Source organism: Catenulispora pinisilvae (assembly GCF_015356865.1).
Taxonomy (GTDB): Bacteria; Actinomycetota; Actinomycetes; order Streptomycetales; family Catenulisporaceae; genus Catenulispora; species Catenulispora pinisilvae.
The window spans coordinates 1-17,869 of sequence record NZ_JAAFZA010000216.1; the positions used below are offsets into that span (position 1 = coordinate 1).

The following is a 17,869-nucleotide window of genomic DNA, read 5'->3' on the forward strand; positions in this document are numbered from 1 at the left end:
GAGCCAGGGCAGTTGGTGCGGCGGCGGGGTGGGGCAGTGTTGGTGCAGACAGCTTTGGCACCGGAAGTTCAGTGGGCTGAAGACGAGGCGGATTTAGACGCGCGCGAAGACAGTCACACGGGGCAGCGGGCGGACTAGAGCACCGGCGAAAGCCATCCAGTTAGCAAGAAGAGGATGGCCACCCAACCGGCGCGGCGAGAAAGCCCAGTCAGGACGCAGGCCCAGTCAGGACGCAGGCTCAGCAGGCATCTCAGCCTTACTAGGGTCCAAAGCCGGCCCCAGTGGCACCACGTGCAACCACTCCGACGGCACCTCACAAGAAGCGATCCCGTCGTAGCCCAACCGCAGTGCCGCCGAGCCGACGAGTTCGTAGCGTAGGCCGTTGTCGGTGACCAGGTAGTCCGGTGCGGTTGCGGGGTCGCTGCCGGATTCGCGGACGATGGTTCCGTGGCCGGGGCGGACTGCCACGTTGCCGGCGTCTGGGGCCAGGGGTTGCGGTAGTGATGGGCGGAGTGCCACCTCTGTGTGGGCGCGTCCCTGCTGGTCGAAGACGCCGGAGAAGGTTGCGCACAGGACCGGGGCCGAGGAGTCGGGGTTCTGGGTGGCTGTGGAGAAGTGTGGTGGCTGGGTTGGCCAGGACAGGGTTTGTGAGGCGGCCATCGTCACCATCATGTCCGGGGTCAGTTTGCCCGGTGGCAGTGTCGTCTCCGTGAACCGGTACTCACTCAGTCGCGGGTCGCGGCGGTAGAGGTCGTACATCGTCGGCGTTACTGCCGCTATTCCGTCGCCGGTCACCAGGTAGTAGTCGGCGACTGTGCCACCGGGGCCCAGGGTTCGGCCGAACATGCCGATGCGGTTGAAGCCGGCGGGGGCGGGGCGTGGGTCCGGGCCGCCGTAGCGGCCGGAGATGGTTGGTACGCCGAGGACGTCGCCGGCGGAGAGGCCGCCGAGCCAGGTGGCCGGAACGTGGCGGGCTTTCAGTGCGCCGATGCCGAAGGCGGCCGTTACCGAGGCTCGGTCGCCGACCCGGTACTTCAGGCCGTCTTCGACTACCCACTGTTGGCCGCTGTCGTCCTGGACCAGGAGGGCATCGGGGCCCGAGAGCGCTCCGGGGTCCGAGGGGCCGCCGACCGCGAAGCCGACCTCGACCGCTGTTTTACCGGTCGGGGTCACGCAGGCCGTCCAGTCCTTCAGGTCCAGGCTTGCGGCGGGTGGTACAGCGCCCGGGATCTTGGACAGGCCCACTGCGGCGCCGACGCGCTTCAGGTACGGCGCCAGCTGCGATGGCTTGGGCTGCGCCACTATGGGGGTCGGGCCGAGCATCAGTTGGGCCGAGGTCGTGTTCAGGATCGGGTGCAGGCGGCCGTCGAGCATCACGTACTGGGTCCCGGTGCCGTCGGCGATGAGATCCTTCTGCCACGTGTTCTTCGGCGTGGGATGCAGGTAGCCGACCACCACGGCCGCGCCGAGGGCGATCACGACCACGATCGCGGCGACGAACAACGTCCGGAACGGCCGCGGCACCCCCTCGCCGACTCCGCCCGCGCTCGGCCGCAACACCGCCCCGAGGACCCGGCGCCGCGAGAACTCGGCCGCGGTCAGCTGCTCCTTTCGCGTCGCCATTCCCCGTACGATATATCGTCATGCGAGCCTTCGCGGGGATGGGTCTGGCGTCGGCGGCCGAAGTCACCGCCACGAGTGGTCCGGCCGTCGCGTGGCGGCTGCGGGCCCGCCGTGAGCAGCCGGAAGCGACGATCAGCGGGGCAGCTGCGGTGATGCCCGGACGCGGTCGGGACCACGCCGTCGACCGCGAAGATCAAAGTCCGGATAAAGGCTCGAATAAAGCCAAGAACAAAACCTCAAGGAAGCTCATCCCCGATCACATCAGCGCGGTGCTGGAGATCGAGCCGCTGGACGCCATCCTGCCCTCGCCCGACCCGCCGACCCCGATCCCGCCGCGCCTTTTGACCGACTTGCGCGCCGATCCGCTGCTCGGCCTGGCCGATATCCGACTCGTCCAGCACATCCAGCCGACCGGCCACAGCCAGCCGACCGGCGCAGCACTCGCGGAACACGCGCTCGCGCTCGCGCACCCACAGGCACGCGCACAGGCGCACGCACACGCCCAAGCCGAGGCGAGCGCCTCATACCAAACCCTGAACCACGACCTCGCCCGCCGCCTCGGCACCGAGCCGATCCCGGCCGCCCGCCTCACCTGGCTGGCACTGCGCCTGGAACTGCCGGGCAGCCGCCGTCAGGCGCGGGCCGCCCGCGCCGCCGGACCGATCCTGGCCCGTGGCGGCGGGATGACCGGTGCGCAGCGGACGCTCGACAAGGCGGCCCGGGCCGCGTCCGCCAAGCTCTCCCCCGCCGGCTACCACACGCTCACCCTCGCGGACAGCGACTACCGGCCCGGATACCGCAGCGAAATGGCGGAGACCCGCGACTTCCTCGACGCCGAAGGAGTGAGCGCGGCACCGGGCGGCGTGCTGATCGGCGTGGACCCGGCACACCGTCCCGTGACGCTCGGCCTGTTCCGTCGCATGACGTTGAACGCCGCAGTCGTCGGCGGCAGGTATCTCGCCGAGACCCTGGTGCTGAGGTGTGCCGCGATCGGTGCCCGAGTGATTGTAGAGACCGCGCGTAAGGACGAATGGGACCCTGTCCTATTGCACTCGGGTCTAGGCCAAGAACACCTGACCGTACAACCAGTGGGACGTCCGGTCGGCAATCCCGGCTGGCCCGCGCCGAGCATGGTCGCACCGCTGCTCGTGGTCCGTGACTGCGGCGCCCGGCCGCCGTTCGCGTCGGTGCCGCGCGGACCGTGGACGACGATCGTCACCCTGCTCCCCTACTTCGATCCGCGCACCGCCGGTTACCTCCGCGACGCGGATCTGGTCGGCATGCAACGGATGCCTCGCGAGGAAGCGGCGATGGCGCGCCACCTGCTGGGGCTGTCCGACAAGGACACCACCGCGCTGCCGGACCTGCCCGAATCGATGGTCCTGTGGCGTTCTCGGAAGCGGAGTATGCGCTATTGCGAACTGGCACAGACAAGGTGGGAGCAAGCCTTCCTCGGCGAACCCCTGCGGTAGGCGAGGGGTAGTTCACAACAGCGGTGGGCTAGTTCACAACAGCCGTTTCCGTCCCGACCCGGGCAAAGATCGAACAGCGTAGGGTTGGAGCATGACGAGCACCCCGGACTCCGAAGAAGTCCCCTACGGCGAGGTCGTCGGCTTCCTGCGCGACCTCATCCGGATCGACACGTCGAACCCGATCAAGCCCGAGCGCCCGGCGGCCGAGTATGTGGCCGACAAGCTCGCCGAGGCCGGGCTGGAACCCCAGATCTTCGAGTCGGAGCCGGGCCGGGCCAGCGTGGTGGCCCGGATCGAGGGCTCCGACCCGAGCGCCGACGCGCTGCTGCTGCACGGCCACCTGGACGTGGTGCCGGCCGACCCCGCCGACTGGACCGCCGACCCCTTCGGGGCCGAGGTACGGGGCGGCTGCGTCTGGGGCCGCGGCGCCGTCGACATGAAGGACATGGACGCGATGATGCTCGCGGTCACGCGCCGGATGCTGCGCGAGGGCCGCAAGCCGCGCCGCGACATCGTTCTGGCATTCCTGGCCGACGAGGAGGCCGGCGGCAACTACGGCGCCAAGTTCCTGGCCAAGCAGCACCCGGACCTGTTCGACGGCGTCTCCGAGGCGGTCAGCGAGGTCGGCGGCTACTCCTACGAGGTCTCGCCGGACCTGCGCTTCTACCTCATCGAGACCGCGCAGAAAGGCCTGGCCTGGATGCGCCTACAGGCCCGCGGCCAGGCCGGACACGGCTCGATGATCAACGACGACAACGCGGTCACCGCGCTGGCCGAGGCGGTGGCGCGGATCGGCCGGCACGAGTGGCCGGTGACCCTGACCCCGACCGTGACCAGGTTCCTGACCGAGGTCACCGAGGCGCTGGGGGTCGATTTCGACCCGAAGGACCCGGCCTCGGCCCGGGCCGCGGTGGCCAAGATCGGCCCGCTGGCCCGGTTCATCGGAGCCACCCTCCAGCACACCGCGAACCCGACCAAGCTGGAGGCCGGGTACAAGGTCAACGTGATCCCGGAGCGGGCCTCCGCCGAGATCGACGGCCGGTTCCTGCCGGGGCTGGAGCAGGAGTACTTCACCGAGATCGACAAGCTCCTCGGCCCGGATGTCACCCGCGAGTTCTCGCACTACGACATCGCGCTGGAGGCACCGTTCGAGGTGCCGCTGGTGGAGAAGATGATGGCCTCGCTCCAGGCCGAGGACCCGGCGGCGCGGATAGTCCCCTACTGCCTGTCGGCCGGTACCGACAACAAGACGTTCGGCGTGATGGACATGGGACGCGGGCTGATCCGCGGCTACGGCTTCGTACCGCTGAGGCTGGACCCGAGCCTGGACTTCGCGGCGATGTTCCACGGTGTGGACGAGCGGGTGCCGTTGGACGCGCTGGAGTTCGGCTGCAAGGTGCTGGACCGGTTCCTCACCGCGGCATGATGCCCACATCCTGATCCAAACGGCCTGATAGTCGAGGCCTGATTCCCGTGAAACATTGAACATTGCGAAGGCCCGGCCCCGGAAGCGATCGGGGGCCGGGCCTTCGTGCGGTTTGCCAGTCATCAGCTGCTCTGCTGCGGCCACCGCTTCAACGGATCCTCCGGCATCGGTTCGTGGGCCGACTGCTCGGGAATCTGCTTCTGACCGGACAGCGACGCGGGATAGCCGCCGCTGGGTTGGAAGGAACTGAGCTGCGGGGTCCGCGTGTTCGGATCGGCGACCATCGACGGGACCTGGACCGTGCGGCGGTGGTCCTCGTCCATCGCCTTCGGATCCACGCCGGTCTCGTTCAGCGCGTGCCGGGTGGCCTTCTCGTAGAGGTTCACGTAGCCGCAACGGATCGTGAGGCACTTGGCCAGCCGACCGGTGATCGACTCGAAGAAGTCCTTGCGGTAGGCCTCGTCGGTGACCGCCGAGACCGCGAAGAAGAACGCGGAGAAGGTGGTCAGCAGGATCGCGGTGCGTAGCAGCGGCTCGGAGAAGAAGATGTCGGTGCCCGGGATCCGCGCCGGGAAGCCGAAGAGCCGGCCGGGCTGGATGATCTTCAGCCAGGTCTCGCCCTGCTCCTCGGTGCTGAAGTGGCACGCCTGGGCGACGGCGGCCGGCTTGAGGCCGGAGAGCTTGGACGAGGTGATGCCGACACACTCCGGCGACTTCAGCCAGTCCGCGATCTGTCCGTCGGTCACCGCGAGCTTGCCCAGCGAGACGAAGTAGACGAACACCACGACCGACAGCAACAAGATTTGGATGACCTGCGTGAAGGCCAGCACGAACAGCATGTTGACCTGTTGCCGCCGGTCGGTCCGCAGCTGCGGCAGCACGTCGTCGAGTTCGCCCACGTGCTCGTGCAGCGGGGTGTCGGCGGAAGCGGCGACCACCGCCTCCAGGTAGTACTCGCCCTGCAGGTTCTTGACCTCGCCGGGCAGCCGCACCATCAGGAACAGGAAGGTGATCGCGGCGAAGAACAGCGTGGTGTACCAGAGCTGGCTGCGCTTGTCGAAGGACGAGGCGATGTGCCACATGTCCACGTTGAGGAACAGGAAGGTCCCGAACAACGCGAGCATCGGCAGCGCCTTGCTCGCCAGGTTGCCCAGGTTCCCGAGCTCTTCGAAGGAATGCTTCAGGGCCCATTTGAGCACCGGCAGGATCGCGTAGGCGACCAGCAGATACACCAACGCCAGCACCAGGATGTTGGCGACGAAGTCGGCGACCACCGCGCCCCAGCCGGCCCCGGAGAGCTTGCCGACCACCGGCCCGAGGAGCACCAGCAGCGTGATCTCGGCCGGCCCGATCTTGCGTGGCCAGCGGTACCAGCGCTGAGGCTGCCGGATCAGGTTGGCGACCAGGATCACCACCACGATCGCGGCGAACCCGATGGCCCCGCCGATCAGCCGGTCCTTCCAGGTCACCGTCTTACTGGTGAGCTCCAGGCCCATCTGGACGACGACGAGCACCACGAACAGCGGTAACGCGCGGTTGAAGACGTCCTCGGTCGCCTTGTAGTTCTCGATGAAATGCGGAAGTCCGCGTTTGATGAACCATTTCTCGACGTCGTCGAGGTGCAGATGCGCGTCGGCCAGAGCGCGTCGTTCGTCGCGCTTGGCGGCCATAGCACGCGCGCCGCGGGACATGGTGGGCGTACTCACGGTCCCCCCGGAGAGTGAGGCTATTGAGGCAGGGGCTGGATGAAGACCCGCCGATCCTAGAGCATGCCAGCCCCCTGTTTCGCCACCGTGGACCGCTCCCTCAACACCACCAGCGCGGCGAGCACAAAGCTCTTACTCAGCTTCCAGCGGCACCACCAGTTCCGGTCCGTTGTTCCGCACAGAGTTCACCGCCGGTGAGACCGGATAGGTGTCCAGGTGCGGGTCGCGACCGGGATCCAGAAGACCGAGCAGGGCGTCGGCGTCGCCGTCGCCGGAGCCGTAGTCGGGGTCCAGCCACGCGTCGAAGTGCGCCCGCGGCACGATGACCGGCATCCGGTCGTGGATGTGGTGCAGGCCGCCGACCGAGGCGGTGGTGAGGATCGTCGCCGACCAGAGCCAGGCCGCCGGGTCCTCCTTGTCCTCGATCTCCGGGTCACGCCAGAGCTCGTAGAGCCCGGCGAAGGCCAAGGCGTCGCCGGAGCCGTCGTGGATGAAGAACGGCTGCTTGACGGGCTTCGGGCTGGCCGGCTTGTACCACTCGTAGTAACCGTCCGCCGGAAGGATGCAGCGGCGCTTCATGAAGGCACGATTGAAGGAGGCCTTCTCGGTGATGGTCTCGATGCGGGCGTTGAACATCTTCTGCCCGATCTTGCGGTCCTTGGCCCAGGACGGCACCAGGCCCCAACGGACCTCCCGGAGCTTGCGCACCGCCTCGGCACCGGGCCCGGCGTCCCGCGGACGCCGCTCGATCGCGGCCACGACCGGGTCCGTCGGTGCCACGTTGTAGTTCGGTTCGAAAGCCTCGGCGACCTGCTCGAACATCTCCGGCTGCGCGATGCCGAGCTGGTCGGCCAGCTGCGAGGGGTCGGTTCGGAGCACGTAGCGTCCACACATGCCACCGAGCTAATCACGGGACGCCCACAGAAACCTCCTGTCCGGGCGGAAACGGGGCGGCAAACGGGGCCCGCACGCAGGGGAACCGGCATCCGACACCGCCAGCGGTGATCGGCCGTACCGACTAGCCTTGACCCATGACCTCCGCCGAGAAGACCCTGTGGTCCGCGCCGCCCGCCAGCCGTCCCGTCGCGGCGAACGTGCGGGTCCCGGGCTCGAAGTCGGCGACCAACCGGGCGTTGCTGCTGGCCGCGCTGGCCGATTCGCCCTCGACCATCACCGGCGGGCTGCGGGCCCGGGACTCGGTGCTGATGGTCGGCGGGCTGCGCGCGCTCGGTGTCGGGATCGAGGCCGGGGCCGAGCTCGAGGCGCCGGTGTGGCGGATCACCCCGCCGGAGCGGCTGCGCGGCGGCGACGTGGGCGACGTCGCGAAGGTGGACGTCGGCCTGGCCGGCACCGTGATGCGCTTCCTGCCGCCGGTCGCGGCGCTGGCCGACGGGCCGGTGTACTTCGACGGCGATCCCTACGCGCGCTCGCGCCCCATGGGCACGCTGTTGCAGTCGCTGCGCGACCTCGGCGTGCGGATCGACGACGGCGACCGCGGCACCTTCCCCTTCCTGGTCGAGGGCACCGGCTCGGTGCCCGGCGGGCTGGTCGAGCTGGACGCCACCGCCTCCTCGCAGTTCATCTCGGCGCTGCTGCTGGCCGGCTCCCGGTACGAGCGCGGGGTCGAGGTGCGCCACGTCGGCGGTCCGATCCCCTCGCAGCCGCACATCGACATGACCGTGGAGTTCGTCCGGGCGGCCGGCGGCACCGTGGACGCCACCGAGCCGGGGCGCTGGGTCCTCACCCCTTCGGTCCTGCGCGGCCGCGAGTGGAGCATCGAGCCGGACCTGTCCAACTCCGCTCCGTTCCTGGCCGCGGCCCTGGTCACCGGCGGGACCGTGACGGTCGCCGACTGGCCGGCCCGGACCACCCAGGCCGGGGACGCTTTGCGGCACCTGTTGCGGGAGATGGGTGCCCGTGTGGAACTCACGACAGCGGGGCTGACCGTCTCCGGCGGGGCCGGCGTGCACGGCATGGAGGCCGACCTGCACGACGTCGGCGAGCTGACGCCGATCCTGGCCGCGATCGCGGCGCTGGCCGACTCTCCGTCCCGGTTCACCGGCATCGGCCACCTGCGCGGGCACGAGACCGACCGGCTGGCCGCGCTGGCCCGGGAGATCAACGGGCTCGGCGGCGACATCGTCGAGGAGCCGGACGGGCTGCTGATCCGCCCGGTGCCGCTGCACGGCGGCGTCTTCGGCACCTACGCCGACCACCGGCTGGCCACCGCCGGCGCGCTGCTGGGCCTGGCCGTGCCCGGCGTCGAGGTCGAGGACATCGCCACCACCGGCAAGACCCTCCCGGACTTCCCGGCGATGTGGGCGGCGATGCTGGCCGCCGACGACCACGAAGCCCCCGCCCCGACCGGAGCGCGCAGCTGATGTCGGGCGCCGGCCGGAAGCTCGACAGTTACGACGAGAGCGATGTCCGGGTTCGCGCGAACCCGAAGGGCAGCCGGCCGAGGACCAAGAGCCGGCCCGCGCACGAGGACGCGGCGACCGGCATGGTGGTCACCGTCGACCGCGGCCGCTACACCTGCCTGGTCCCGGACAAGAAGAAGACCCGCAGCGTGGTTGCGATGACCGCGCGCGAGCTGGGACGGCAGCGGATAGTGGTCGGCGACCGGGTGGGCCTGGTCGGGGATCTGTCCGGGTCGCCGGACTCGCTGGCCCGGATCGTGCGGGTCGAGGAGCGGCGGACCGTGCTGCGGCGCACCGCCGACGACACCGACCCGGTGGAGCGGGTGCTGGTGGCCAACGCCGACCAGCTGGTGATCGTCGCCTCCTTCACCGACCCCGAGCCGCAGCCCCGGATGATCGACCGCTGCCTGGTCGCCGCCTACGACGCCGGGATGGCGCCGCTGCTCTGCCTGACCAAGGCGGACCTGGTCATAGCGTGGGAAGAGGACGCGGTCCTGGAGATGTACCGGCCGCTGGACATCCCGATAGTGGTCTCGGCGAACGCCTCGGGGGCGAAGGATCTCGCGGCGCGGTTGGCCGGCCGGACCTCGGTGCTGGTCGGCTCCTCGGGAGTGGGGAAGTCGACGATCTTCAACAAGCTGGTGCCGACGGCGTTCCGGGCGATCGGCCGGGTGAACGCGGTGACCGGACGCGGCCGGCACACCTCGTCCTCGGCGCTGGCCCTGGAGCTGCCCGGCAAGGCCGGCGGCTGGGTGATCGACACGCCCGGCGTGCGCTCGTTCGGGCTGGCGCACGTGGACGTCAACCGGCTGATCGACCACTTCCCGGATCTGGCCGAGGGCACGGAGAACTGCCCGCGCGGCTGCCAGCACGACTCGCTGGCGCCGGAGTGCGCGCTCGACGCGTGGGTCGCCGAGGGGCACGCCGGCGCGGCCCGGCTGAACTCCCTGCGGCGGCTGCTGGACGCGCGGCTCGGCGGGGAGCCTGCGGCGGTCGTCGTCGAGGGCTGAGGCGAGTCGCTCGCGGTCGGAGACCGCCGGACCACCTGTAGGCGGTGGAATGCAGGCGGCGGATCGGTCGTTGCCGAAGGTCATGCCATCGATCGACGTGCACGCAGACGCGAACCTGTTCAACCAGCAGGACGAAGGGATCCTCGCAGCGGACCTGGCGGCGGCCGCGCTCCGGGCCGAAGGCCTGGAGCCCTCGCCGTTCCTGCTCTCGAAGTCATGGGTCTTCTTCCACCGGCACCCGGCCTCGGCCGTCGTGGCCGGCGACGGATCGATCGCGACTGGCGCCGTGCGGATCAGCGTCCTGGCACCGTACGGCCGACTGACCCCCGAGGCCCGCGCCGGGCTGATCGAGGAGGCCACGCAGATCGTCGCGCGGGTGGTGGGCGATCCGGCTCAGGTCGAGCGCACCTTCGTCCTCATCGGGGAGACCGCTGACGGCGGCTGGGGTCTGGCCGGAAGGACCGGCGCGCAGCTCGTCGAGTGGGCGATGGGACAGGTCGCCGCGGCCGGCCGGCCCGAAGCCGGCTGATCCGAGCGGGACGTCGCCCTATGGCGTGAGGTTGTCGGTGACCGGCGCGTCGTGGCAGGCACCGGAGGTGATGTAGGCGCTCGGGTCGTCCGACGCGTCGTAGTCGGGGACCGTGACACACACCGAGTGATTGTCAGTCGTGTCATGAACGGTGACTTCGCCGTCCGTGGTGAAAGACGTGGAGTACACGTACTGGATGGTGATCGGCACCCCGGGAACGTCGGACGCCTGGTAGGCATAGGACCGCGGCGAAGGATCGCATTGCGGGTCCGACCCATACGGATTCGAAAGCAGATACGACGGGAAGAGCCCGGATCCGCCGCCGGTGGGATCTTGGCAGGCCGCCGACCCGTTGAGAGAGTCCGACACCAGCTTGGCCGCCGCAGAACGCAGCTGGCTATCGGCGGCGTCGGAGCCGGCGCCGACTGTGGCGGCGAAGATCAGACCGAAAATGGCGACCCCGCCGCCGATCATTATCAGCGCCCTGCTCGCACCCTGCCCCTGCGGCGTCCCCGAACCGGCCGGAGGAGCTTGCGCAGCCCGGCGTTCCAGGTCCTCGCGCTGAACCGTGTCCATGACCGGCAAGGACTGACTCTGCGCCGTAGACGGCGCCGGATCCGTGAGCCACCGCGCCGACAGCTGCATGAATATCCCGCCCAGCAGCACGATCATGCCGGCGACGGCCATCGCCCACCCCGCGACGGACGCCCCGCTCATGTGGCTCTGGCAGGTTTGGCAGGTCTGGTGAAAGTAGGTCCCGAAGACCTGGTCGAGCATCGCATCCCCCCGGTCTGCGTCGTTCGATCAGGACTCTACCGCCAGACACCTCTGGCGCGAGGAGCTTGGCGGGAATCCGTAAACAGCCGAACGGCCGGCACGCTCCCGCGTGTCCGGCCGCCCGGTGAGCAAAACGCCGCTACATCGACGTCGCCCGCAGTATGGCGCTGATAGTCCGCATCGCGACCGACAATGTCCCCAGGTCATACGTCCCGGAGGCCATGATCTCGTCCAGCACCGCGCGCGAGCGCTGCACCGCCGCGCGGTCCTTGTCCAGCCAGGCCTCGTAGCGCTGCTCCGGGGTGTCGTCCTCGGCGCCGGAGGCCAGCAGGGCGGCGGTCAGGCCGGCGTGCGAGGCGTAGAGCTCGTCGCGCAGCGCCGCCCGGGCCATGGTCTGCCAGCGGTCGGCGCGCGGGAGCTCGACGATCTTCTGCTGGATCTGCGCGATCCCCATCCGGTCGGCCAGGTCGAAGTAGACGTCGGCGACGTCCAGGACCGGCTTGCCGGTGGCCCTGGCAGTCTCCACGATGTCCAGCGCGCCGAAGATCGACGGCATGCCGGCCACCGCCGAGGCCAGCTCGCCGGGGACGCCGGCGATGATCAGGTCCTCGCGCTGCTCGGAGTAGCGGGTCAGGTGCGGGCCCTTGAGCAGCTTGGGAAGGTGCGCGGCGATGTCCCGCACGCCCTCGCGCAACTGCTCGATCTGTGCCGGGATGTCCAGCGGGTGCCGGCGGTTCTGGAGGAACCAGCGGGAGGCGCGCTGGGTGAGCCGGCGGATCTCCATCCGCATCGCGGTCTGGACCGCGGCCGAGACCTTGTTGTCCAGGTCCTCGATGGCGGTCAGGAAACCGCCCATGTCGAAGACCTCGTTCGCGGCGCTATAGGCGCGCGCGATCTGCTCGGCCGAGGCCCCCGACTCCTCCCGCATCCGGAAGGCGAAGGTGATGCCGGCGGCGTTCACCAGGTCGTTCACCACCTGGGTGGTGATGATCTCGCGGCGCAGCGGGTGGGAGTCCATCAGGCCCCGGTACGTCTCGCGCATCGGCGTCGGGAAGTAGTTCGCCAGGCGCTGGACGTAGTACGGGTCGTCCGGCAGCCCGGAGGCGAACAGCTCGTCGGACAGCACGATCTTCACGTACGCCAGCAGCACCGACAGCTCCGGCTGGGTCAGCCCGCGGCCCGCGGCCCGGCGCTCGGCCAGCACCTTGTCGTTCGGCAGGAACTCCAGCCCGCGGTCCAGCAGGCCGTCCTTGACCAGCCGGCGCATCAGCCGGCCGTGCGCGTCGATCAGCTCCGGGGCCTGCCACTGGGCGTTGGACAGCGCGATGTTCTGGTCGATGTTGTCCCGCAGGACCAGCCGCGCGACCTCGTCGGTCTGCTCGGCCAGGATCTTGTTGCGCTGCTTGACCGTCAGGTCGCCGGCGTGCACCGCCTGGTCCAGCAGGATCTTGATGTTCACCTCGTGGTCGGAGGTGTCCACCCCGGCCGAGTTGTCGATGGCGTCGGTGTTGATCTTGCCGCCGACGTCGCCGGGGCCGCCGGAGGCCGCGTACTCGATCCGGCCGAGCTGGGTGAAGCCCAGGTTGCCGCCTTCGCCGACGACCCGGGCCCGCAGCTCGGAGCCGTCGATCCGGATGCCGTCGTTGGCCTTGTCGCCGACCTCGGCGTGGCTCTGCGAGGAGGCCTTGACGTAGGTGCCGATGCCGCCGTTCCAGAACAGGTCGACCGGCGCCTTCAAGATGGCGTTCAGCAGCTCGTTCGGGGGCAGCCGCAGCACCGAGGCGTCCAGGCCCAGGGCCTGGCGCACCGGCGCGGAGATCGGGATCGACTTGGCACTGCGCGGGAAGACGCCGCCACCGGCGCTGATCTTGGTGGTGTCGTAGTCGGCCCAGGACGAGCGCGGCAGGTTGAACATCCGCTTGCGCTCGGCGAAGGAGGTCGCCGCGTCCGGCTCCGGGTCCAGGAAGATGTGCCGGTGGTCGAAGGCCGCGATCAGCCGGATGTGCTCGGACAGCAGCATGCCGTTGCCGAACACGTCGCCGGACATGTCGCCGACGCCGACCGCGGTGAACTCCTCGCTCTGGGAGTCCACGCCGAGCTCGCGGAAGTGCCGCTTCACCGACTCCCACGCGCCGCGCGCCGTGATGCCCATGCCCTTGTGGTCGTAGCCGACCGAGCCGCCGGAGGCGAAGGCGTCGCCGAGCCAGAACCCGTAGTCGATGGCCAGGCCGTTGGCGATGTCGGAGAACGTCGCGGTGCCCTTGTCTGCGGCCACCACCAGGTAGGTGTCGTCGCCGTCGTGCCGCACCACGTTCGCCGGCGGCACCACCTCGCCGGAGACCAGGTTGTCGGTGATGTCCAGCAGACCGCTGATGAAGGTCTTGTAGCTGGACACGCCCTCGGCCAGCCAGGCGTCCCGGTCCACCGAGGGGTCCGGCAGGTTCTTGGCGTAGAACCCGCCCTTGGAACCGACCGGCACGATCACCGAGTTCTTCACCATCTGCGCCTTGACCAGGCCCAGGACCTCGGTGCGGAAGTCCTCGCGGCGGTCGGACCAGCGCAGGCCGCCGCGCGCCACCTTGCCGAAGCGCAGGTGCACACCCTCGACCTGCGGGGAGTAGACCCAGATCTCGAACTTGGGCAGCGGCGCCGGCAGGTCCGGGACCAGGTGCGGGTCCAGCTTGAAGGACACGTACGACTTGGGGTCACCGTTGGCGTCGGCCTGGAAGTAGTTGGTCCGCAGCGTGGCCTGGATGACCTTCAGCAGCGAGCGCAGGATGCGGTCCTCGTCCAGGGACTGGACGTTGTCCAGCGCGCCCTCGATCTCCTCGACGATGCTCTCCCACAGCTCGGGCGTCTCGTGCGAGTACGCCGGGGAGAACTTCGCCTCGAACAGCTTCACCAGCAGGCGGGCGACCCGGCGGTTGTTCGCCACCACGGTCTCCACCAGCTCCTGGCTGGAGGTCATGCCGCCCTGGCGCAGGTACTTCACGTAGGCCCGCAGGACCACCACCTGCCGCCAGGTCAGACCGGCCATCGGCACCAGGGTGTTGAAGCGGTCGTTCTCGGCCTTGCCGGTCCAGATCGCGGTGAACGCCTCCTGGAAGCGCTGGCGCGCGACCTCGTCCATGCCGAACTCGGCCACCGACGCCGGGTCGCAGTGCAGCCCGAAGTCGTAGATGCGCGAATCCGGCTGGTTCGCGGTGTCGATCTCCAGGTCGTAGGGGAACTCGTCGACGACCTCGACGCCCATGCGCTGGAACACCGGAAGCACCTCGGCCAGCGAGACCGAGGAACCGACCCGGTAGATGCGGAACCGGCGATCGCCGGGGGCGGAGTCGACTTCCTCGTAGAGCCGCACCGCGCTGCTGTCGCCGGAGGTCTTCAGCGATTCCAGGACCTTGACGTCGGCGACGGCCATCTCCGGCCGCTCCTCGGCCTTGTACGACTCCGGCAGCGCCGAGCCGTAGGCCTCGCGCAGCTCGCGGGCCTGCGCCTCGCCGAAGTCGCCGAGCAGGGCCTCGGAGAAGTCGTCGTCCCAGGTGCGGGTGGCGGCGGCCAGCTTGGTCTCGATGGCGTCGGCGTCCGCGTCGGCCAGCGCGGTGCCGGGGGCGACCCGCACCACGAAGTGCAGCCGGGTCAGCACCGACTCGGTGTTGCGCACCGTGTAGTCGATGACCGCGCCGTTCAGCTCCCGCATCAGGATGTCCTGCATCGCCAGGCGGGTGGAGGTGTCGTAGCGGTCACGGGGCAGGAACACCAGCGCCGAGTAGAACCGGCCGTAAGCCTCCTTGCGCAGGAACAGCCGCAGCCGGCGGCGCTCCTGGAGCTGCGAGACCGCGATCGAGATCTCGGCCAGCTCCTCAGTGGGGATCTGGAACAGCTCGTCGCGCGGGTAGGTCTCCAGGATCTGGAGCAGTTCCTTGCCGGAGAAGGAGTTCTGGTCGAAGCCGGACTCGGCCAGCACCGCGCGCACCTTGCGCTGCACGACGGGGATCCGCAGTACCGACTCGGTGTAGGCGGGGGCGGCGAACAGACCCAGGAAGCGGCGCTCGCCGACCACGTTGCCCTCGGCGTCGAACTTCTTCACGCCGACGTAGTCCAGGTAGGCCGGGCGGTGCACGGTGGACCGGGTGTTGGCCTTGGTCAGCACCAGCAGCCGGGCCTCGCGGGCCTTGGCCCGGGCGTCCGGGCCGAGCTTGCTGAAGCTCTGCGACATCGGCTGGTCGGCACGCAGGATGCCCAGGCCGGTGCCGGGGACGGCGCGCAGGGTCTCCTCGCCGCTGTCGTCGGTCGTCAGGTCGTATTCGCGAAAGCCCAGGAACGCGAAGTGGTCCTCGGCCAGCCAGCGCAGCAGATCGGAGGCGTCGGCCAACTCCTCGGTCCGCACCGGCGGCTTCTGCTCGTCCGAGGCCGGGTGCAGATCCTGCGCCAGGGACAGCGCGGTGGCCCGCATCTTCGGCCAGTCCTCGACGGCCTCGCGCACATCGCGCAGCACCCGCTGCAGGTCCGCCTCGATCTCCGAGTAGCGCGTACCTTCGGCGTCCTCGCGCGGCGAGAGCCGGTCGATCTCGATGTGGATCCAGGACTCCTCGGTGACCTCCGGGCCGGACTTGTCCTGGTCCGGGGCCAGGATCTCCAGCAGGTCGCCGGCCAGGTCGCGGCGGACGTGCATGACCGGGTGGATGATCACGTGGATGCCGCGGTCCTGCCGGGACAGCTCGGAGGTCACCGAGTCGACCAGGAACGGCATGTCGTCGGTGATGATCTCGACCACGGTGTGCCCGCTGGACCAGCCGGTGGTCTCCACGGTCGGGGTGTGCACCCGGACCTTGGCCGTGCCCTGCGGCCGCGACGCGGCCAGCGCCGCGTGCGACAGCGCGGCCGAGCGGATGTCCTTGGCCGCGGTACCGATCAAGTCCTCGGGGGCCGCATGGCGGTAGTACTCGTCGAGGTAGGCCTCCATGGCGCCGTCGGCGCGGGCCGGCATCAGCACCGCGGCCGAGGCGCCGCCCCCGGCGTCGGTGGCCGGTTTGGCGGCCTGACTCAGCAGGTCGGCCTTGGCCTGATCGAGCTTGCCCAGTTTCGCACCCGTATACGTGCTCTGCATGGCCGTGTGAACTCTATTCTGTCGCGCGCCGTTGCGTGACTAAGTGGTTTTCAAGGGGACTCGCGGTACCGCGTGTGAAGTTGTCGGGCTGGGCCGGCGCACTGGGGGTCATATACAAAAAGCCGACAGACGCGCCGAAAAGTCACCGTCTAGAGGAAACCTCTGAGCTCCCACAGCAGCGGGAAGTAGTGCAGCCCGAGGCGGGACCGCAGGTAGGGAGCGCCGGTCGAGCCGCCGGTGCCGGACTTCGTCCCGATCTGCCGTTCCACCATGGTCACGTGCCGGGCCCGCCACAGCGCGGCGGCCTCGTCGTGGTCCAGCAGCGCTTCGGACAGCTCCCACAGCTCGCCGTGGCCGTCGCGGTCACGGGCCACCTTGACCAGTGAGTCGCGCAGCTCGTCCTCCGTGTCGGCGGGCAGCCCGGCCTGGGCCACGGCGTGCACGAAGCCGTCCCACAGACTCGGTGCTTCCAGCCGTTCGGCCAGCCGCTTCTGCTCGGCCTCGGTCAGACCGCGGAAGCGCTTGAGATAGGTCGGGTCCTTGGCCCCGGAAGCGAACTCCAGCTCGCGGAACTGCGCGGACTGGAATCCGGAGGCCGGGGACAGCAGCTCGCGGAAGACCAGGAAGTCCTGCGGGGTCATGGTCTCCAGGACGCCGATCTGGCGGATCAGCACGTCCTCGATGGTCGCGACCCTCTTGAGCAGGTGCTTGGCCCACCACAGCCGGCCGCCGAACATCGCTTCGGTTGCGGCGTCGACCTCGTGCAGGAGCTGTTTGAACCACAGCTCGTAGACCTGGTGGATGGTGATGAACAGGAGTTCGTCGTGCGCCGGCGGATCCGACTCCAGGACCTGGGCGGTCAGCAACTGCTCCAGCCGGAGGTACGAGCCGTAGGTCAGCTTCGCCCCCTCCTCGCCGAAGTGGTGGCTGGTGACCGTCTCGTCACCGAAGTCGGGAGAGGCGCCTACGGGACAGCCGACGACGCTGTCGGCTGACGGTTCTTTCGTCACGCCTGCCAGGCTACCGCCGCCCGGGCCGGGCTCAGACCCGCTTTGGGATGACGGAATGGCAGCTATTCGGCACCGGCCTGTACACGTTGGCCATGGGTGCCCGGATGATCCACCGACGGTGACAGGAGGCGAGGTGGATCAGCGCAGATCGAACGTGGGATCAGTACAGGCCTGGGAAATCAATACAGATCGAGAACGGCCACGCTCTGGTCCCCGGCGGACTCGCCGGTCGGCTTGAAACCCAGGCCCTGGTAGAACACTTCCGGGCCCCCGGGCCCGGGGTGGTAGCTGACGAACATCCGGTCCCCGCCGCGCCGCCGGATCTCGGTCGCGACCTGCTCCACCGCGAACCGGCCGTAGCCCCGGCGCTGCTCGCCGACCGCGATGTTCAGCCGCCAGAGCCCGGAGCGCAAGTCCGATCCGCCGTCCTCGTGCCAGTCGATGCCGACGAAGGCCATCAGGAAGCCGACGACGCGGTCGCCGTCCAGGATCAGCCGGGGCCAGGCCGCCTCGCCGTAGACGTAGGCCTGCGCCAGCGACTTCATCACCGGCGCCACCAGGCGTTCCTGGTCCACGCGGACCTTCACGGCCACCGCCGCGTCGAAGTTCTCCGGCGTCACCGGCGTCAGCCGCCGCCCCGAAGCCGCCTCGGATCCGCTCATCGCCCCGCACCCTCCCCGATAAAGAACCGCCAGCCTAGCGGGGGACGGCAAGGCGGCGCGGCTCCGCTTGAGCGAAGCCGCGCCGCGTCCCCCCGATGTTTCCCCGTCCCTGTTCCCCGTTCCC

The 17,869-nt window shown here is 69.6% G+C and carries 12 protein-coding genes; 5 read left to right on the forward strand and 7 right to left on the reverse strand.

The genetic code is table 11. From position 1 onward, the window contains the following. Positions 1-225 precede the first annotated feature (225 nt). A complete protein-coding gene (gene eccB / locus IZR01_RS38485) occupies positions 226-1,623 on the reverse strand; it encodes a type VII secretion protein EccB (protein WP_194926732.1) in 1,398 nt (465 codons plus the stop codon). A gap of 20 nt (positions 1,624-1,643) precedes the next feature. Here eccB and IZR01_RS38490 point away from each other — a divergent pair, with 20 nt between their 5' ends. Together IZR01_RS38490 and IZR01_RS38495 are read left to right on the forward strand one after the other, a co-directional pair. Beyond that, positions 1,644-3,095 (forward strand): hypothetical protein, encoded by a 1,452-nt coding sequence (locus tag IZR01_RS38490; RefSeq protein WP_194926733.1) that lies wholly within the window; start codon positions 1,644-1,646, stop codon positions 3,093-3,095. Positions 3,096-3,186: 91 nt separating this feature from the next. After that, complete coding sequence (locus tag IZR01_RS38495) at positions 3,187-4,521, forward strand: M20/M25/M40 family metallo-hydrolase (protein ID WP_194897185.1); 1,335 nt, start codon at positions 3,187-3,189, stop codon at positions 4,519-4,521. Between the two features lie 122 nt (positions 4,522-4,643). Here the strand turns inward: IZR01_RS38495 and IZR01_RS38500 are convergent, their stop codons facing one another. Together IZR01_RS38500 and IZR01_RS38505 are read right to left on the reverse strand one after the other, a co-directional pair. After that, the gene (locus tag IZR01_RS38500; RefSeq protein WP_194926734.1) at positions 4,644-6,227 is read right to left on the reverse strand and encodes a hypothetical protein; all 1,584 of its coding nucleotides are present in this window, start codon (positions 6,225-6,227) and stop codon (positions 4,644-4,646) included. A gap of 132 nt (positions 6,228-6,359) precedes the next feature. Beyond that, positions 6,360-7,121 carry an SOS response-associated peptidase gene (locus IZR01_RS38505; RefSeq protein ID WP_194926735.1) on the reverse strand — a complete coding sequence of 254 codons (762 nt, stop codon included), beginning with the start codon at positions 7,119-7,121 and terminating at the stop codon, positions 6,360-6,362. Between the two features lie 137 nt (positions 7,122-7,258). Here IZR01_RS38505 and aroA point away from each other — a divergent pair, with 137 nt between their 5' ends. The 3 genes from aroA (at position 7,259) to IZR01_RS38520 (ending at position 10,186) form a co-directional block, all read left to right on the forward strand. After that, positions 7,259-8,608 carry a 3-phosphoshikimate 1-carboxyvinyltransferase gene (gene aroA / locus IZR01_RS38510; protein WP_194926736.1) on the forward strand — a complete coding sequence of 450 codons (1,350 nt, stop codon included), beginning with the start codon at positions 7,259-7,261 and terminating at the stop codon, positions 8,606-8,608. Continuing rightward, positions 8,608-9,657 (forward strand): ribosome small subunit-dependent GTPase A, encoded by a 1,050-nt coding sequence (gene rsgA / locus IZR01_RS38515; protein ID WP_194897181.1) that lies wholly within the window; start codon positions 8,608-8,610, stop codon positions 9,655-9,657. Before aroA ends, rsgA begins: the two co-directional genes overlap by 1 nt. An 82-nt stretch (positions 9,658-9,739) precedes the next feature. After that, entirely contained in the window at positions 9,740-10,186 is a 447-nt protein-coding gene (locus tag IZR01_RS38520; protein WP_194897180.1) for a tautomerase family protein, read from the forward strand. A gap of 18 nt (positions 10,187-10,204) precedes the next feature. Here the strand turns inward: IZR01_RS38520 and IZR01_RS38525 are convergent, their stop codons facing one another. The 4 genes from IZR01_RS38525 to IZR01_RS38540 form a co-directional block, all read right to left on the reverse strand. Next, the gene (locus IZR01_RS38525; RefSeq protein ID WP_194926737.1) at positions 10,205-10,903 is read right to left on the reverse strand and encodes a hypothetical protein; all 699 of its coding nucleotides are present in this window, start codon (positions 10,901-10,903) and stop codon (positions 10,205-10,207) included. Between the two features lie 199 nt (positions 10,904-11,102). Next, positions 11,103-16,073 (reverse strand): NAD-glutamate dehydrogenase, encoded by a 4,971-nt coding sequence (locus IZR01_RS38530; RefSeq protein ID WP_194897178.1) that lies wholly within the window; start codon positions 16,071-16,073, stop codon positions 11,103-11,105. Positions 16,074-16,222: 149 nt separating this feature from the next. Then, a complete protein-coding gene (locus IZR01_RS38535; RefSeq protein ID WP_194897177.1) occupies positions 16,223-17,083 on the reverse strand; it encodes a tryptophan 2,3-dioxygenase in 861 nt (286 codons plus the stop codon). Positions 17,084-17,262: 179 nt separating this feature from the next. Next, on the reverse strand, positions 17,263-17,745 hold the full coding sequence (locus tag IZR01_RS38540) for a GNAT family N-acetyltransferase (RefSeq protein WP_194897176.1): 483 nt from the start codon (positions 17,743-17,745) through the stop codon (positions 17,263-17,265). Positions 17,746-17,869 lie beyond the last annotated feature (124 nt).